This window comes from Bdellovibrio bacteriovorus HD100, assembly GCF_000196175.1.
GTDB lineage: Bacteria > Bdellovibrionota > Bdellovibrionia > Bdellovibrionales > Bdellovibrionaceae > Bdellovibrio > Bdellovibrio bacteriovorus.
Map to the genome: position 1 here is coordinate 507,616 of NC_005363.1, position 16,677 is coordinate 524,292.

Below are 16,677 nucleotides of genomic sequence, written 5' to 3' on the forward strand. Positions count from 1 at the left end.
GGTTGGATTTTAACCCTTAACAATGCGATGCAAAATGACCTCTGCGACCCAGATTAAAAGTATTCTTCTCGCTTTTCGCCCCAAAACTTTGACTGCTGCCCTGGTGCCCTGTGTGGCGGGGACGGCTCTGGTAAAGGCTATCGGTCTTTCCTGGGATGGCTGGGTTTTGTTTTACGCATTGATGGCCTCCTTCCTGATTCAGATCGGGACCAATCTGGTGAATGATGCCGTGGACTTTAAAAAGGGTGCGGATACGGAAAAACGCATCGGTCCTCAGCGTATCACCCAAGCCGGCATTTTGACGGCCAATCAGGTGATGCTGCTGGGTTCGCTTTGTTTCGCCTTGGCTGTGATGTGCGGGATCCCGCTGGTGCTGAAAGGCGGCTGGGTGATTGTGGCCATTGGTGTGGCTTCGGTTCTGATGGGGTATTCCTACACCGCCGGTCCGTTCCCGTTGGCTTACCTGGGATTGGGCGATCTGTTTGTCATTATCTTTTTTGGTTTGTTGGCCGTGACGGGGATTGTGTTCCTGAACACCGGTGAGTGGCTGTCCGAGGCGTTTGTATTGGGCCTGCAGATCGGTTTGCACGCGACAGTGCTGATTGCGATCAACAACTTGCGCGATCATGCCGGTGATCGTCTGGTGAACAAAAAAACCCTGGCGGTGCGTTTTGGTGTGAAATTCTCTCGCTGGGAAATTGCGGCCTTGGCATTCCTGCCGTTTGTTCTCAATCTGTACTGGTGGTTTGAAGGTTACAAGATCGCGGCGATTGTCTCGATGTTTGCTTTGCCTTTGGCAGTGAAGATCACAAAAAATGTTTTCGCCACGGAGCCAAGTCCGGCATACAATAAATTCCTGGGGCAGGCAGCGGGATTGCATCTGCTCTTTGGACTTCTTATTGCGATTGGATTTGCTTTTTGATCAAGATCAGCTACAGCCCCTACACTCTGAAACCTGTCCAGTCCCTGAATGCCGCTACAGCGGCCACCGCGCGTGAAGGGGTCTTGCTGAAGGTTGAGTGGAATGACGGGCTGTATGGCTTTGCGGATCTTCATCCGTGGCCTGAGCTGGGAGATCTGTCCCTGGAAGAACAGCTTTCTGATCTGCGTATGGGGCGCATGACCACACAGATTGAGCAAAGCATCTGGCTGGCCCGTCGGGACGCGCTTCTTCGCAAAGAAAAGAAACACGTCTTTGATGGCGGCGAAAAAATCAAAAACAACTATCTGCTTTCGCACTTTCAGGACCTGAAGCCCGGGTTTTTGGATGGACTGAAAAACGAAGGCTACAACACGGTCAAAGTCAAAATGGGCCGTGATCTGCAAAAAGAAGCCGACATGTTAACCCATATCGCCGCTTCGGGCATGCGCATGCGCCTGGATTTCAATGCGTTGGGAAGCTGGCAGACTTTTGAAAAGTTCATGGTGAACCTGCCGCTGACGGTGCGTCCGCTGATTGAATACGTTGAAGATCCCTTTCCGTTTGATTTTCACGCCTGGGGCGAAGCCCGCAAGCTGGCCAAAATCGCGTTGGACAATCAGTACGACAAAGTGCCGTGGGGTAAGATTGCTTCAGCGCCTTTTGATGTGATCGTGATTAAGCCCGCAAAGACCGACGTCGACAAGGCGGTCGCCCAATGCCAGAAGTGGAACCTGAAACTGGCGGTGACCAGCTATATGGATCATCCGGTGGGTGTTGTGCATGCCGTGGGTGTGGCGATGGAATTAAAAGACAAGTATGGGGACATGATTCTTGAATCCGGCTGTCTGACTCATCGCCTGTACCAGATGGATTCTTTTGCCGCCGAGCTTTCCACGCAAGGACCGTATCTTTTGAAGAACAAAGGCACGGGAGTGGGCTTTGATAAACTGCTGGAGGCCCTGACGTGGTATCAGCTCAAAGTCCGATAGATCTTCATTCTGAATCTAACGAAATCCTGCTGAACCCGCGCTGGCCTGAAATCGACTATCAGGCTTTGTACCGTCTTGCGGAAGAAAGTCAGATTGAAAAAAACCTGAAAGGCCATGTGTGGATCGCAACATCCGGTTCCACCGCGAATTCGATTTCGGCGACCAAGCTTGTGGCTTTATCGAAGCAGGCGCTGCTGGCATCGGCTCGGGCGGTGAATCTTCATCTGCAAAGTTCTGCTAAAGATGTGTGGACTCAGGTGCTGCCGCATTTTCATGTTGGGGGCCTGGGTATAGAAATCCGCGCGCATCTTAGCGGAGCCAAGGTTGTGAAGGCCCTGAAAGACGGGCGCTGGGACGTTCAGTATTTTTATGACGTGCTTGTTTCTGAAGGTTGTACTTTGTCGGCCCTGGTGCCCACGCAAGTGTATGATCTGGTGTCGCACGGCTTAAGGGCGCCAGCGACTTTGCGTGCGGTCGTGGTTGGTGGCGGAGCCTTTGAGGTGGATCTTTACAAAAAAGCCCGCGCACTCGGATGGCCAGTTCTTCCCAGTTATGGGATGAGCGAAACGGCCTCGCAGATTGCCACGGCGTCTTTGGACAGTCTGAATCAGGATGAATTTCCGCCCGTGGGGCTTTTGACTCACGCCAAAGCCCGGCAGAATGCTGGTGGCTATTTGGAAGTATGGGCAGATTCTTTATTTACTTGTTATGCCCAGAACACGGAATCCGGTTCCCGTATCTGGAATCCCAAAACGGCCGACGGATGGTTTACGACGGAAGACAAAGGTTCGGTCGTGAATGGCAGTCTGCTGATTGAAGGCCGCAGCAAAGACTATGTCAAGATTGGTGGCGAAGCGACCAATGTGGCAAGACTTCGTTCTGTTCTTGAATCCTGCGCTTTGCATTTGAATCCGCACTGGCCGACTCAGGTGACGTTGTTGGATGTGCCTTCTGACAGACTGGGGGCTGAGATTCATCTGGTCAGTCTTTTGTCGGAAGCTGACACAGACAAAGTCCTGAAGTTGTATTCAGAAAAAGTGCTTCCCTTTGAAAAAGCACGTAAAATTTATTATATGAACGAGATCCCACGCAGTGATTTGGGAAAAATTCTGTGGGCGGAGCTGAGGAGAAAACTATGAAGCACGAAGAAAACCCCTGGTCCAAAGGCATCGTTCTGATCTGCACGAAATGCCATAAATCCATCAGCCCCAAACTGCTGGAAGAAGAAGGCAACAGTGCCGACAATCTGAAAATGTTCCTGAAAAAGTCTTTCAAGGAAAGTGGAGACGGCTCCAAGATCCGTGTGGTGACGACAAGCTGTCTGGATGTTTGTATCGACGACACTCAGGCGGTGACATTTGCCTCTACTGAAGGTGAAACAGAAACGTTCGCGATCCATCCAGAGAAGGACCGCGAAAAGCTTCTGAAACATCTGTATCAAAAGATCAAATAGCTATTATTGGAAGGTTCCGTTGAAGGCGGAGCCTGACACTCCAGCGACTGCGGAAACAGTGAGGTCCAGCATCTTGCCGTTCAAGCCGGCGGTTTGTATGTACAGAACTGCCGCGCCCATTCCAGATCCCACCGTGATATAGCTTGGCGAAGCCGGCACGCTGCAGCTCGGATCAGCAAAGATCACATTGCTGCCTGGTGTGGGTGTGATGGAAATTGAAATCGGTGCATTGTAAGTCTGGTCGGCGATACGGAAGATCCCGGCCCCGTCGGCAACTCCAATAGAAACCGCCTTGCAGGCACCAGCAATCATATCTATCGGTGCAATTTTAAATTGTGTGATCGGAGTTCTGATGTTCACGATTGGCGTGTGGTTCGTCAATCCCGGCGCATTCACATTAAAGTGATAGGACCCGGCGTTGGCCGCTGCCGCACGGAAATAAACTTTTTTAAGTGCGGTGTCTTTGCTTACGACGGCAGTACTGATCGGTGTTGCGCAGGTTTCATCGGCAAAGAACTGCCCCAGATTGCTTTCCTGGGTTGCCAGGTTTACGGTCAAATTACTGGTGGTCGGCAATAAGGTGCCGTTGGCATTCATTGTCGCGACACTATAGGCATTGCAATAGCCGTTGGCGATATCACGAGGACCCCAGATATCCAGTTTGGCAGGGCTGGACTTGCTGCTCAGATCCACACGGAAATTCAGAGGGACTGCATCGTAGTAATAGTTGTTGCCAACCGCCCCGGTAATGGTGAGGTTTACAGAGGCCATGGTGTCCGTTGATGAGGCTTCTGAGAACTTCACATAGCCGACAATCAGGGAATTATAGCTGCTGAAAGTGTAACTGGAGGTGACAGTGCCGCAGGAAGCATCGGTATAGAACTTCATGCGCGCATCACTGGCGACCAGATCCAGTGTGCCGCCGAATTGATCGTAGGCCGGACTGTTGTTGAAATTATTGGATCTTAGGCGGATCGGATAACAAGTATTCTTGTAGATCTGGAACATGTGCTCTTCCAGCGACAACCAACGATATGTGGAAGAGGCTTCGGAGTTTCGCAGAGTCACTGCCGCCGCCGTTGTGCTTGCACGCAGGGCTGAGGTGTTGATGATCTTGAAATTCAAAACAGCATCCAGCGGGGTGGATGGGAAGCGATAAATGATTTCTGTATAATCAGAGCCGGCCGGAATGGTGAAGGTGTCAGTGATATTGGAATCACTGTGGCAGTCACTCCAGTTCTTATAGGCAGTGATTCCCGAATAGGTGGAACCTGCCACTGTTTTGCTGAGCTTAAAGCTGACATCCGCCGTGTGAGTGGCCCGCTGGCCGTTTTCGGTATTAAGGAAAGCCATGAAGGAGCCGCATTGGTCCGAACCCGCAAAGCCGCGTGGCCAGTTCTTTTCAAGAACCACCAGTGCTGCCACCCCCGAGTTGGGGCCGGTTCCCGGGCTGTTGACGTCGCCATCCACCAGGGTCAGTGTTTCTGTGTCCCCAATGATCGAGGATCCTTTGATATAGATATAGTCCACGCCTGATCCGGTGGTTCCGGAAGAGCCAGTGGTGATGCCCCAGATATTCTGCAGGTCGTTCTTGGTCAGGTAGATGTCAAAGCTGCCATCAGAGCAGTCAGAGTCATTAGTAATGCCGGCGGACAGGGCGGTGTCGGTCAAGTCAGGTGAAGACGGGGGCTGGTGCCAGATGTTTTTATCAAAGCTGACCAGGATCGTGCCCACGCGGGAATCACAGCTTCCCTGCACACGCGCATAGTTCTGGCTGTCGAAGTCCTGCTCAAACGGACTGCTGCCTTTAAGGGAAGGAGCCGGAAGCTTCTTGCCCAGGGTTGAAAGCTGCATCTCGGGTTCTTTGCACCCAGTCAGCGCAAACACTGTCAGGATAAAAACTATGAGATTCTTGCCACTTACGTTCATCATGACATTACTCATCGACAGGTCCAGTGGTCCCCTAAAGATTCAAACTGAGATTCTTGACCAACTTTTGTCGGATGTAAGATTGCCGCATCAAACTGAGCTATAAGAGCTTGAGTCCCCTCATATTCAGGGGGATAGTTGGGGGCGAGGTCTCGCTATGAAACAGATTTTTCTTTTCGCACTGATGTTGGTTTCCGTTCCGGCCCATTCAATCCCCGTTCCGGATCCGATCCCGGGGCTGCAGGCGGCGCTGCAGTTCTGTCTGATGATTGAGGATGAAAATGAAATCCCACAATGCGTGCGCCTGGAAAGCGGCGCCAACTGGGTCACCAAAGAGGCTCTGCCAATCTGTCGCAACCAGAATTTCGATTCCGACCGTGTGAACTGTCTGGCGGGCATTGTGAACCGGGATATCCGCCCGGAGGAAGTGGACGTCTGTGAGTCTCTGACTTTCGACGATGAAAAGGCCCGCTGTCTGGCCGGGATTCAAAGACCCTTCCCCTATCGCACGCGTCTGAAAGTGGATCCTCGCCCGGGTTTGCAGGCCGCCTCCCGTTTGTGTCAGTCCTTCTTTCATGATGAAGACAAACGTCGTTGTCTGAACGAAATGTCCGCCGCGGAATTATTTACTGTGGAGGCGGTGGGCTTCTGTGCGGATCGTTTTAGTGATGACGAAAAGATTCAGTGTTTGGGAAGACTGCGCAACAAGTTTATTGTGCGCGAGGAAGTGCTGATGTGTGACCGGGTCTTTGATGAGGGCGGGAAGCTGGCGTGCCTTGAAGGCGTGCAGCGCAAGTATCAGTTACGCCGCCCTTAATATTTCAATTCTTATTTGGTTGGGCTGATTTTGCAGACTTCAACCAGGGTTCTTTCTTTCACTAGTGCGTAGATCTCTTCGATTTCTTTGTTGGTCACGGCGATGCAGCCCAGTGTCCAGTCATACGGGTGAATCTTGCTGATGCGCTCGTATTTCTGTGGGTTGGAAGGCAAGCCGTGAATCATGATGTCGCCACCCGGGGAGCGGCCCTGGGATTTTGCATAGGCGATGTCGGCTTTGTTCGGGTAGTCCACATGCAAAGACTTGGTGAACTGGCTTTTTGGATTTTTGTAATCGATGGAATAGATGCCTTCCGGAGTTTTGCCGTCACCTTCGAATTGTTTGTGACCGATAAAGTTCCAGCCGAAAGCCACCGTGTAAGTTCTTAGCAAAGTGTCGCCGGAAACCAGATACAACTGGCGTTTGTCTTTGGAAACGACGATGCGTTCGATATTCAAACCTTCGCGCTGGATACGTTCTACAGATTCGCGGCTGCGATCCAGCAACTTGTCGATTTGGGTCATGTCATCGCAGTACTTGTAGGAACGGTCCGTGGCTTTAGAACCGGCAAAAGACTGCAGGGAAACGAGCGTCAAAGCAATAAGGGGGAAGATGAGTTTTTTCATGAGGTCCTTTGTAACACAAGGGACCTCACTTTCCAGAATTGCAATCATGGAATTTGCTGGATAACGGTAAGAAATGCCTGACTGTCTAAAGCTTGGACAGCCTCGGCGGCAGCCGGTAGAGCTGCAGCCCCGGCAGGGGCGGAAACTGAAGCAGCTTACTTGCCCCAGCCCTGTTCGCTTTTGATTTGTTCGCGAATCTGTTGCTCGATACGCTCAGCCGGGATCACAGGGCCTTTGCCTACGCCGGGGCAGAAGGCTTTGACGTCCTTGGCCCAGGATTTGGCGTTCATAACCTCCGGCCAGAACGGCCAGGTTCGGCATTGGGTCGGGCGGGCCTCATAGACACTGCAGCCCTTGCCTTTCAGGAACATACAATCCGGGTTTTTCGGGTCTTCTTTCAGGTGCCAGATACCGCCGGTCATATCACAATATTTGCGGGTGAAATCGCCGGTGCGCATTTTCAGGTGTTTGGCGAAACGCTGTCGGTCCTCCAGGCTCAGGTATACAAAGCCGTACTCTCCGTGGGAGGTGCAGCATTTGCCGGAACCCGTGCATTCAAAACGAACGCCTTCGCGCCACCATTCTTTTCCTGTGAATTTAAACTCTTCCATGCGCGCTCCTCTAGCAGCCTTGACCGGTGGATTCCAGATAAGGCTCCAGACGGGATTTCATCAGCGACGGCAGGGTCGCCTTTTGTTTTGTCTTTCCATCAATCACGGAGTGAACCATGGTGACGATGGCGTGGGTTTTGTCTTTTTGGGTGAAGACGTACTTCATTTTAAAGGAAGTCTCACCAAAACTTGCGACGGATACATTCACGTCATAGGTTTCGCCGGGGATGAATGGCGCCAGAAAGTTGGATTCTGTGTGGCGCAGGGGGATCATCAGGTCGCGGGTGGAAAACCACTCGTTCCAAGTGTAGCCGGCGTCGACGATGAACTCTTCAAAAGCATCGTGGGCGAAACCAAAAATATTTCCGAAAAACATGATTCCCGCAGGGTCGGCATCCCTGAAGGTGATGGTCTTTTTCGTGCGAAAGACTTTATTCATAATGTCTCGGACTTTACGGCCTTGAAGCCCTTGACAGCAAGCAGATAAATCGCGAAGTTAGCGGGACTATTCGACCTCTTCAGGAGTTAAAATTGCAACGCAGCGTCATTGATCTTAAAGTCTATGATCCAAAGGATTTTCCGGCGTACCTGCCAAAGCTGAACAAGCTTTACGAGGACCTGTTTTCCGGCGGCAAAGGCTTCCGCGCAAAATTGATCCGCATGATGTCGGCTCACCTGGGCATTGAACCTAAAACTGAGCTGCTCTTGTCCCAGACAATCGAATTCATTCATAACGCCTCTTTGCTTCATGATGATCTGATCGACCGCTCTCATCTTCGCCGTGGCAAGACAGCTGCGTGGCTGAAATACACGCCGGAGTACGCGGTTCTGGCGGGTGACTATCTGCTGGCGCGTGTGATGGTGAACCTTTCCGGTCACGGCAACATCAAGCTGGTTCAGTACACGGCGGAAGTGATTTCTGATCTTTTGGAAGGTGAATGGTTGCAGGACTCTGTGGTGGGCGATTTCTTCGTCACCATGGAACAACTGGATCGCATTCACAATCTGAAGACCGCAAGTCTGTTTAAGTGGTGCATCCGTGCGCCGTTCATCGCGCAAGAACGCTACGACGAGGAACTGCACAATATTCTTTCTGAAATGGGCACGCTGCTGGGTCAGTTGTTCCAGCGCAGTGATGACCTTCTGGATTACGACATCCGTAACGACGAAGGCAAAGCGATCCTGGGTGACTTGAAATCCGGTTATCTGAATTCCTTCGGGGCGTTCATGTGTGCCGGGGCCACTCGCCATGAAATCGACCATATCGTGAAATCCAAAACTCTGGAGCAGTACTACGAAAACGTCGGCGGCAAAGCGCGCTTTGACCAGAAACTGGCGGAATTCGACGAGATCAACCGCGGCCTGATCAAAATGTATGATCATCATCTGGAGCGCCTGAAGTCCCTGTTGAAGCCGGGCGAAGAAAAGCTGATTGATCAACTGCGCCCGCTGACCGAGATTTTGTACTGGAGAAGGAAGCCTTCGTGAGTGAACTGATCACGCTTTCCAAAAAAGACGCCCAGTTTGAATCCTATTTGCTGGGGACGTTCTCCAAAACACACCGGGCTCTGCCGCAGCAGACCCTGAACGTCAATTCCGCGTCGGAGCTGGTGACGTTTCGTGTGCTGCCGTTAAACGAGATCACCAAACCTTCTTTCTGGGCCAAGATGTCCCAGATTTACAAGGTGCGCACCTTCCTTCTGATCTTTCTGCCGCTGTTTCTGATTCTGACCAAGAATATCGACGATCAAACCATGCAAGATCCGGTGACCACGGCGATTGCCACCATCGGTGTTTTGCTGGCGTTTATCTCCATTAACTTGCGCAACGACTATATGGACCATATGAAGGGTGTTGATCGAGTGCTGGAACGTTCCGGCAGCCGTGCCATCCAAAATGGCTGGATCACGGCTGCTCAGGTGAAACATCTTTCCTCTTTCTTCCTTTTCATGGCGCTGGTGTGTGCGGTGCCACTGCTGTTTGCTTTCCCGCAACTGGCGGGGATCTTTGCGGTCAGTCTGGTTGTCGGCTTGTGGGCTCAGTTTAAAAAACAGAATTCCTTCAAGTACCGCATCGGGGGTGAATTCGCTCTGTTTGTGATGCTGGGGCCTTTGTTGACTGTGGGCTTTCAGATCGCGATGGGGGTTCCGGGGGATGTGGAAGCGTTCTGGCTGGGCTGTGTGTGGGGTTGGCTGGTGCTCTTTGTTGTGCACCTTAGAAACTTCATGAATATCTTCCCCAGCAGTCAGGCGGGATTCACGAACACCGTGAACTGGCTGGGTTTTGATAAGGCCCGTCGTCTGATTGCCGGCTGGTGGATTCTGTTCCTGGTTTTCAATCTGACCTATCATCTGACATACGCTGGTTTTTACTGGGGTGTCTATCTGACGGTGGTTCTGGCTTTTGCCTCTGTGGGTTTCATCTATAAGTTGAAAAATATCTCAAGCCCCGTGGGCAGTGAGATGCGCAAGGTGTTCCGCTCTGGTTTTTATCTGTTCCTGATCGCCATTGGCATGTGGGTCTTTGAGTGTCTTTGGTATCTGCTTCGCTAGACGGCGGCCTCCGCATTTGTGTTCGGGCTTCCGCCCCGGAAGTCCACGACAAGGCTGTCGCCTGGGCGTCTTTTCTGAAGGCGCCACTGAACCCTGAAAACCCCGAACAATACTTCTTTCATTTTTTCGTTGAACCTGAGGGCGTGTATGTGCGCGATCAGGAAAAGCGCCTGCTAGAAATTGATTTCGATAAAAATCATCTGGACTACGAGCGCAAAGGCCATCGCGGCAAAAATGAACTGATTGCCAAAGCCCTGGGCGTGGCCAAAGGCGCGCGCCGAATTCTGGATCTGTCTGTCGGTATGGGTATCGACAGTGTGTTTTTGACTCAGCTGGGATTTTCGGTGATCGGGGTGGAGCGTTCTCCGGTGCTGTACGCTCTTTTGAAAGAAGCCTTTGCCCGAACTAAAAAGGACTCTCTGAAATCCTATGAACTGCACTTTGCCGACAGCCTGCAGTTTCTAAAACAGAACAAGGGTCTGCTTGAAGTGGACGCCATTTATTTTGATCCGATGTATCCGCACAAAAAGAAATCCGCACTTCCCAAGCAGGAGATGGTGGTCTTCCGTGATTTGGTTGGTCACGACGATGACGCCAGTCTGGTTCTGCAAGAGGCCCTGACCTGGCCGGTGAAGCGCGTGGTGGTGAAGCGTCCGATGCAGGCTGAAGAGCTGCTGCCGGGCGTTCGTCATTCTTACGAGGGAAAGGTGGTTCGCTATGATACTTATGTGGTTGGGTAGTTTTGTCATGATGATGCTGGGGCTTTATCTGTCACAAAAGTACGTGGCGGTGGTTTTCTCTGGCCTGCAAAAAAGTTTTTTGGACAAGGGGCTGGAAACAACCCTGGGGAAGATGTTCATCCGCGCTTTGGATGTGGTGGTGCTGGAGGCGTCCCCGCAAAAATCTTTGTATTCCGGGATGGCACTTTTGAATCTGCGGGTTCTGGGGACTCGTCCCAGTGCTTTGTTGATGTGTCTGAGCACTTTGGGGGCCTGGTGGGTGCTGATTCTGGGTTTGCTCTTCATGAGTTTCAACGGCTACTTCCTGCTGGGGCTGGCGGGTGTGGGTCTGCTGACTGTTTTTATGTCCGTGCAGATTAAAAATATTCTGGGCTGGGTTTTGGGCACCGGATTGTTCCTGGTGGGTGGCGAAACCATGCTTCGCAATGCCAGTGTTCTGATGACGACCCTGGGGCAGAGTGATTTGGCCTATTTCCTGGCCGATGGCCGTTTCCCGACCGTGGTTGCTTTCTTCTGTCTGGCCGCTTTGATCAGTTTGATTGTGCAGCTGGAATTCTGGTCCCTGGCTTTGGCTTTGGGGTTGTTATTGACCAACACCATCTCTTTCAACGCGGCCCTGGGGCTGGTTGCCGGTGAACGTGTGGGTCGCATGATCTTCTTCTGGTGGCAAAGCCGTTCGTTGAATCAGGAATGCCGTCGTATTGGATCGCAGTTTGCGATGGTGTCAGCCAGCGGGGCGTTTCTGGGAATGATGATGGCCGGGGAAGTTCGCACTTTGCTGAATCTGGGCTTCACCAGTGGCACGACGGCGGCTCAGGACAAGACCCTGCAGTTTGTCCTGCTGTTTGCTTTGATCTTGGCTGTGCAGTGGGTGGCACAGATGATCTGGGGACACTTTGGCGGCAACGCGAAAGTCGATGAAGTGCAGGCCTCCCGCTATTTCGGTCCGACCTGGAAACGCTGGGAGCTTTTGTCTGTCACCGCGATGACCTGGGCCCGCGAAAAAGTCCACAAACGACACAGCGAGATCCGCTATCACCTTCAGGGGTTGGGAAGTTTGAAAGAAGGGCAGGTGCCCGAACACATTCAAGCCCGACTAAAGGCCGAAGAAGAACAACTGAATCTGTTCCTTCACGACTGGGCGTAAAAAAGAATTTATTATAAGCCGTCATGGCAAAAGAACAAGACGAACTCAAAGAGCGAATTTCAGAACTGGAACACGAACTGGCGGTGAAAGAGGCGGAACTTCACCGCTATCGCCTTGAGCTGTCCAAAGCCAACGGCGCTCTGGAAAAAATGATTGCGCAGATCAGCCAGGAGCTGAAGCTGGCGCAGGTCATGCAAAAGTTTCTTTCGCCCACCGAGCTTCCCAATGTCCAGGGCTTTGAGTTCAGCACCAAATTCCTTCCCGGCACGCGGTCGGGGGGGGACTACTTCGATATCTTTGAACACGAAGACAAACTCAAATTCGGCATTCTGATTTCCAGTGCCAGCGGTTATTCGCTGTCTTCGGTGCTGCTTTCCGTGATCATCAAAATCTCTTCGCAGATCGAGGCCCGCCGGGGCTTGGAGGCTCACAAGGTGCTGGCGTTGCTGGCCAAGGAAGTGGTGCCGTCCATTCAGAATGAAGACAAGGCCAGCGTGTTTTACGGGATCGTGGATCGCCGCAGCTTCGAAATGCAGTACTGCTCTGTCGGAAACATCGACGGCTTCATGCAGGTCTATGGTCAGGACAGTTTGGTGGAGCTTCTGCCGACCGGTCCTAGCCTTGGTAAGGACTTTAACACGGAGCCACAAAGCCGGGTGATCCAGCTCAATCCGCGGGATCGCCTGATACTGGCGACCGAAGGTTTGAAGCTGTCCCAAAACTCCCTGGGTGTGAACTGGGGTGGACACGGGATTTCCGAGGCGATTTCTCGGGCCCCGAAGCAGGGTGTGCACGAGCTGCGCAACGAGATTCTGCTCTCGAATGAGCGGTACTCAGGCAAACAGGATCCCGTCCGGGATCAGACTTTGATCGTCACGGAAGTGAAGGATCGGGTCATTAAACTGGCGTCCCGCTAATCTGATTTTTACTATGTTTTCAGTGGCCTGGTTTGTAAGACCTAGGATCGGGAACCGCGTGACAACTTGTGAAAACTCCTGTTAAGTCTACAATGTTTAAAAAAAGAAGTATTTGATAAGTCAGAAAGGAAACTACGATGGCTGAAGTAAATATCTATGAAGGCGCCTTGGACAAGGGTTTGGAAGGCGTTGTTGCATGTACGACGAAAGTGTCTTTTATCGTCGGTGATTCTCTAAATTTCCGTGGTTACACGATCGATGATCTTGCTGCGAATTCCACTTTTGAGGAAGTAACTTATCTTCTTTGGAACGACAAACTTCCAAATGCTCAAGAGCTGGCGGCATTCTCCACTCAACTTCGCAATGAAATGGCTTTGAGCCCTGATTTCATCAAAGTTTTGAAAGCAATCCCTACCAACGTTCACCCAATGGGTTGGTTGCGTACGGCTGTTTCTTTGATGGCTCACTGGGATTCTGATGCCAACGACAACGGCGCTGAAGCAAACTTGCGCAAGTCTGTTCGTTTGACTGCGAAAATGGGAACTCTTCTTTGTGCATTCGATGCCATCCGCAAAGGCAAAGAGCCTGTAGCTCCTAAAGCTGACAAATCCATGGCTTGGAACATGATGTACATGCTGGGCGGCGGAGCTGAGCCAAAAGCTGAGCACGTAAAAGTGATGGACACGTGCTTGATCCTTCACGCTGACCACGAGCTGAACTGCTCTGCGTTCGCAACTCGCGTAACCGCTTCTTCTTTGTCTGACCTTCACTCTGCAATCGTTTCTGCTATTGGCGCGTTGAAAGGTCCTTTGCACGGTGGTGCGAACGAACAAGTGATCCTGATGCTGCAAAAAATCGGCACGATGGAAAAAGCTCAGCAGTTCGTTAAAGACGCTTTGGCTGCAAAAGAAAAAGTTATGGGTATCGGTCACCGCGTTTACAAAAACGGCGACCCTCGCGCTCGTATCCTGCGTGGCATGTCCGACAAGCTGACTAAAGATGCTGGCATCCACCACATGTATGAAATGTCCACTTTGATCGACGACACCATGTTCAACGAAAAAGGCTTGATGCCGAACGTGGACTTCTACTCTGCAACTGTTTACTTCTCTATGGGCATCCCGACAGATCTGTTCACGCCGATCTTCGCGGCTTCCCGTATTTCCGGCTGGTGCGCACACGCCTTCGAGCAGTACGCAAACAACCGTATCTACCGTCCTCGTGGCAAATGGGCAGGCAAAGAGGGTCTGAAATGGACTCCAGCCAACCAACGCTAAGAATTTCGGTTTAAGATCGAATGAAAAAGGGAGCTGCAAAGCTCCCTTTTTTATTTCAGAGGCTCGTCTGAAATAAGGGCCACGTTTTTCTGAATCCAGGCCATTTGATGGGCGATATTGACATAGGCCGCCCGATTGTAACACTCGTTGGAATTGACCGGGTCCCCCTTGTACCGGAAGGTCGCGTGGGTGATGCCAATGATGGCCGGTTCGCCCTTTTCGTCCGCCTTAAGCAGCGGTCCGCCAGAATCTCCCTGGCAAATCCCGATTCCGTTTCTTTGATTTCCAATCAGGTGGGTGTCATTGATATCGGTGATGATCGTCGGGGTGGAATGCAGTATTCCACGCTCGTTGATCTTGGGGCCGGCCGCGGTGTTGCCATAGCCGATGGCTAAAAATGTCGTGGGCTGCTCCAGCGGTGGTTCCACTTGCAGACCCAGCACCTTCAAGCGGGCCGGTTTGGTGCCGCGGATCTTGATCAGAGCAATGTCGTTGGGATTGAGGGACTCTGTGGATGGTGCATAGTCTTCGTGCACCAGCACTTTGTCGATTTTGATCACCTTGCGCTTTTCCTCCAGGGGGCTTAAGCCATAGGCAACCTCATAAGTGGCACCTTTTTCGGTCACGCAGTGAGCCGCAGTCAGTACGATGTCCTCTGTGATAAAGGCACCGGTACAGATGCCGGATCCTTTGAATAAAAAGAATCCTTTGGTCCCGCGGACCATCACCACCCAGTTTGCACGGGGATCATTCGCTCGTACGCGACGGCCACCGACAATAGCAGAATCCAGATCTTCCTGAAGCAAATGCTCGGTCACCGGCTCTTGCAAAGCCGGCGCACAGGCACTTAATAAGAACAGAAAAATCAGAAAACACTTTTTCACAAATTACATCTCGCAGGAATTAAGGGCTTTGGAGTTTTGCGCAGTCACCAGTTTTTTGCAAGTGTCCGGGATTAATTCTTTGCGAACCTGCGCAATTTGCAGCGCGCGGTACAGACCCGAGGAGTGCACGGCTTGAGCCCCGTCAACTTTTAAAGACGGCTCCTTTTCCTCGGAAGCAAAGAAGCAACCATAGTTCGATTGTTTTTTAGGCAGAACGTTTTGCAGCTGTAGCACAACTTTGGCTGCCAGCACGTCCGAGAAGTCCTCATTCAGGAACTGCTGTGAGCCCTGCTTGTCAGCCAGACAGGCTTTTGCGGATTCAAACTGTTTTGCATGGGCAAATACGTGGTGGGCAAACTCATGCGCCAGAATGGAGATGCCATATGTCGGAAGCTTCACGGACATCCAGCTGACTTTGATACCGGTCAGGCCCGGGCTTGCGAAGTCAGAAATATTCAGGTTTACCAGGTCTTCGCAAAGCAGGTCGTTTTCACCCAAAGTCTGTGAAAGCAGGGATCCCAGCAGCAGGGTGGTGGACGCATCCATCTTTAAAAGCTTTTCCACCTGCAGCCTGTCGGTGCGGGCTCTGTCGTTCAGGGATTGGACCAGTGATTTAGAAAGGTCGTTGATGGACTCAGGCATATAGACGGCAATCTTTTTTACGATCTCAAATGCGGGATCCTGCGAGTTCAGGTTTTTCAAAACCTGTTCGCGCACCACTTCGACCTTTTCCTGGAAGGCAGTCACATCTTTGACTTCCGGATACAGATTAAGACCTTGATATATGCGCACTTCGCAGGCTGATTTCAGACTCGGAGCCTCTGCCAGGCGCTTTTGCAGGCGGGCCTTCAGGTCGGATTTGGCCAGATGGGTGCGAATGGTCTCTGACTTCAGTGGCAGGGCGTCGGCAATAGCCGTGTCCTTCAAGGTCAGGATGTGCACCAGACGCACGCTATAGGAGCTTTGAATCAGATCTTTCAGTTCAGAGGCGTCTGCGGCGCCACCAGCTTTCAAGCGGGCGATCGCTCCGTGTTCCATATCGATGAACTTAAAGCCGATAGCCGTGTTCAGTGCTTCCTGCAATTCCAGAATGTGACTGATTTCGGCGCGGGCGGCATCCATCACAGTTTTGTCCGGGTGCATGGACAACAGATAAGCTTGGGGTCCTTGCAGTTTTGCCCGGGCTTCGGCCTTGGCAAAGTCATAGGTGGAAATTTTGGCAAAAATGGCTTTTTGGTCGGATTCGGAAATCTCTTTTCCGTTCAGGATATAGATGACTTTGATCAAGCGCATCTGCGCTTCGTTCAGTTCGGCATTGGCAAATTCGGATTCTTTCGCCTGCAACTGATTCAGGGTTGTGGTGTGCAGTTGCACCTTGGCATCGATCGCTTCTTTCAGGCGTGCTTCCAAATGTTGCTGGTAATAGTCCTTTTGATCTTTGCTGGGCTGAGCTGCTTTTGTCATCAGAGTTTCGTAAGAGATCTCTGTCGACTGAGAAGCGCACAGATCCTGATAGCACAGTTGTGCTGAGGTCATTGCGGCTCTTTCTGCTTTTTGCTTTTCAGTCAGGGGAGCCGAGGCTTTTGAGATCTTGGCAGTGCGCACGGGATTGTTGGACTGCTTTTTACATGCAGCCAAATTTACGCAACCCGCGATCAAGCCCAGGGTGAGAATCGATTTCGACCATCTCATTTTGAGACCTCCCAAAAAAGTTCAACAGCTGTAGATCTTTTATGCGATGAACTCGCATTGAACTGCAGCCGGCGAACGATATTGTTACCTGAACTGATAAGGAGCAAAGTCAGAGCCAGTT

17 protein-coding genes are annotated in these 16,677 nt (G+C 51.7%); 11 read left to right on the top strand and 6 right to left on the bottom strand.

From position 1 onward, the window contains the following. Positions 1–22: 22 nt before the first annotated feature. From menA to BD_RS02510, 4 genes are read left to right on the top strand one after another with little or no spacing between them, the layout of a single operon-like run. Positions 23–922, top strand: a complete 900-nt coding sequence (menA, locus tag BD_RS02495; protein ID WP_011163121.1) for a 1,4-dihydroxy-2-naphthoate octaprenyltransferase — start codon at positions 23–25, stop codon at positions 920–922. Beyond that, positions 919–1,911: an o-succinylbenzoate synthase MenC gene (menC, locus tag BD_RS02500; protein ID WP_011163122.1), complete on the top strand. Its 993-nt coding sequence runs from the start codon at positions 919–921 to the stop codon at positions 1,909–1,911. Before menA ends, menC begins: the two co-directional genes overlap by 4 nt. Further along, positions 1,887–3,050 carry an AMP-binding protein gene (locus BD_RS02505; RefSeq protein ID WP_080558974.1) on the top strand — a complete coding sequence of 388 codons (1,164 nt, stop codon included), beginning with the start codon at positions 1,887–1,889 and terminating at the stop codon, positions 3,048–3,050. The genes menC and BD_RS02505 overlap by 25 nt, the downstream gene beginning before the upstream one ends. Then, positions 3,047–3,364 carry a (2Fe-2S) ferredoxin domain-containing protein gene (locus BD_RS02510; RefSeq protein WP_011163124.1) on the top strand — a complete coding sequence of 106 codons (318 nt, stop codon included), beginning with the start codon at positions 3,047–3,049 and terminating at the stop codon, positions 3,362–3,364. The genes BD_RS02505 and BD_RS02510 overlap by 4 nt, the downstream gene beginning before the upstream one ends. A 3-nt stretch (positions 3,365–3,367) precedes the next feature. Here the strand turns inward: BD_RS02510 and BD_RS02515 are convergent, their stop codons facing one another. Beyond that, on the bottom strand, positions 3,368–5,296 hold the full coding sequence (locus BD_RS02515) for a hypothetical protein (protein WP_226987974.1): 1,929 nt from the start codon (positions 5,294–5,296) through the stop codon (positions 3,368–3,370). Between the two features lie 154 nt (positions 5,297–5,450). On the opposite strand from BD_RS02515, the gene BD_RS02520 reads away from it, so the two are divergent. Beyond that, positions 5,451–6,110, top strand: coding sequence for a hypothetical protein (locus BD_RS02520; RefSeq protein WP_011163126.1), 660 nt, complete (start codon positions 5,451–5,453; stop codon positions 6,108–6,110). Between the two features lie 11 nt (positions 6,111–6,121). Here the strand turns inward: BD_RS02520 and BD_RS02525 are convergent, their stop codons facing one another. From BD_RS02525 to BD_RS02535, 3 genes are all read right to left on the bottom strand, one after another. After that, positions 6,122–6,736 (bottom strand): L,D-transpeptidase family protein, encoded by a 615-nt coding sequence (locus BD_RS02525; protein WP_038451351.1) that lies wholly within the window; start codon positions 6,734–6,736, stop codon positions 6,122–6,124. A 155-nt stretch (positions 6,737–6,891) separates the two neighbouring features. After that, positions 6,892–7,347, bottom strand: a complete 456-nt coding sequence (locus BD_RS02530) for a YkgJ family cysteine cluster protein (protein ID WP_011163128.1) — start codon at positions 7,345–7,347, stop codon at positions 6,892–6,894. A 10-nt stretch (positions 7,348–7,357) separates the two neighbouring features. After that, on the bottom strand, positions 7,358–7,786 hold the full coding sequence (locus tag BD_RS02535) for an acyl-CoA thioesterase (protein ID WP_011163129.1): 429 nt from the start codon (positions 7,784–7,786) through the stop codon (positions 7,358–7,360). Positions 7,787–7,878: 92 nt separating this feature from the next. Here BD_RS02535 and BD_RS02540 point away from each other — a divergent pair, with 92 nt between their 5' ends. The 6 genes from BD_RS02540 (at position 7,879) to BD_RS02565 (ending at position 13,980) form a co-directional block, all read left to right on the top strand. Further along, entirely contained in the window at positions 7,879–8,835 is a 957-nt protein-coding gene (locus BD_RS02540; protein ID WP_011163130.1) for a polyprenyl synthetase family protein, read from the top strand. After that, positions 8,832–9,899 (top strand): prenyltransferase, encoded by a 1,068-nt coding sequence (locus BD_RS02545; RefSeq protein WP_011163131.1) that lies wholly within the window; start codon positions 8,832–8,834, stop codon positions 9,897–9,899. Before BD_RS02540 ends, BD_RS02545 begins: the two co-directional genes overlap by 4 nt. Next, the gene (locus BD_RS02550) at positions 9,875–10,639 is read left to right on the top strand and encodes a class I SAM-dependent methyltransferase (RefSeq protein WP_226987975.1); all 765 of its coding nucleotides are present in this window, start codon (positions 9,875–9,877) and stop codon (positions 10,637–10,639) included. The genes BD_RS02545 and BD_RS02550 overlap by 25 nt, the downstream gene beginning before the upstream one ends. Continuing rightward, positions 10,617–11,786, top strand: a complete 1,170-nt coding sequence (locus tag BD_RS02555) for a hypothetical protein (protein WP_226987976.1) — start codon at positions 10,617–10,619, stop codon at positions 11,784–11,786. Before BD_RS02550 ends, BD_RS02555 begins: the two co-directional genes overlap by 23 nt. Positions 11,787–11,809: 23 nt before the next feature. Then, a complete protein-coding gene (locus BD_RS02560; RefSeq protein WP_011163134.1) occupies positions 11,810–12,703 on the top strand; it encodes a PP2C family protein-serine/threonine phosphatase in 894 nt (297 codons plus the stop codon). A gap of 137 nt (positions 12,704–12,840) precedes the next feature. Continuing rightward, on the top strand, positions 12,841–13,980 hold the full coding sequence (locus tag BD_RS02565; RefSeq protein WP_011163135.1) for a citrate synthase: 1,140 nt from the start codon (positions 12,841–12,843) through the stop codon (positions 13,978–13,980). Positions 13,981–14,030: 50 nt separating this feature from the next. Here the strand turns inward: BD_RS02565 and BD_RS02570 are convergent, their stop codons facing one another. Together BD_RS02570 and BD_RS02575 are read right to left on the bottom strand one after the other, a co-directional pair. After that, the gene (locus BD_RS02570) at positions 14,031–14,864 is read right to left on the bottom strand and encodes a S1 family peptidase (RefSeq protein ID WP_011163136.1); all 834 of its coding nucleotides are present in this window, start codon (positions 14,862–14,864) and stop codon (positions 14,031–14,033) included. 3 nt (positions 14,865–14,867) lie between these two features. Then, a complete protein-coding gene (locus BD_RS02575; protein WP_041583446.1) occupies positions 14,868–16,556 on the bottom strand; it encodes a hypothetical protein in 1,689 nt (562 codons plus the stop codon). Positions 16,557–16,677: the final 121 nt, after the last annotated feature.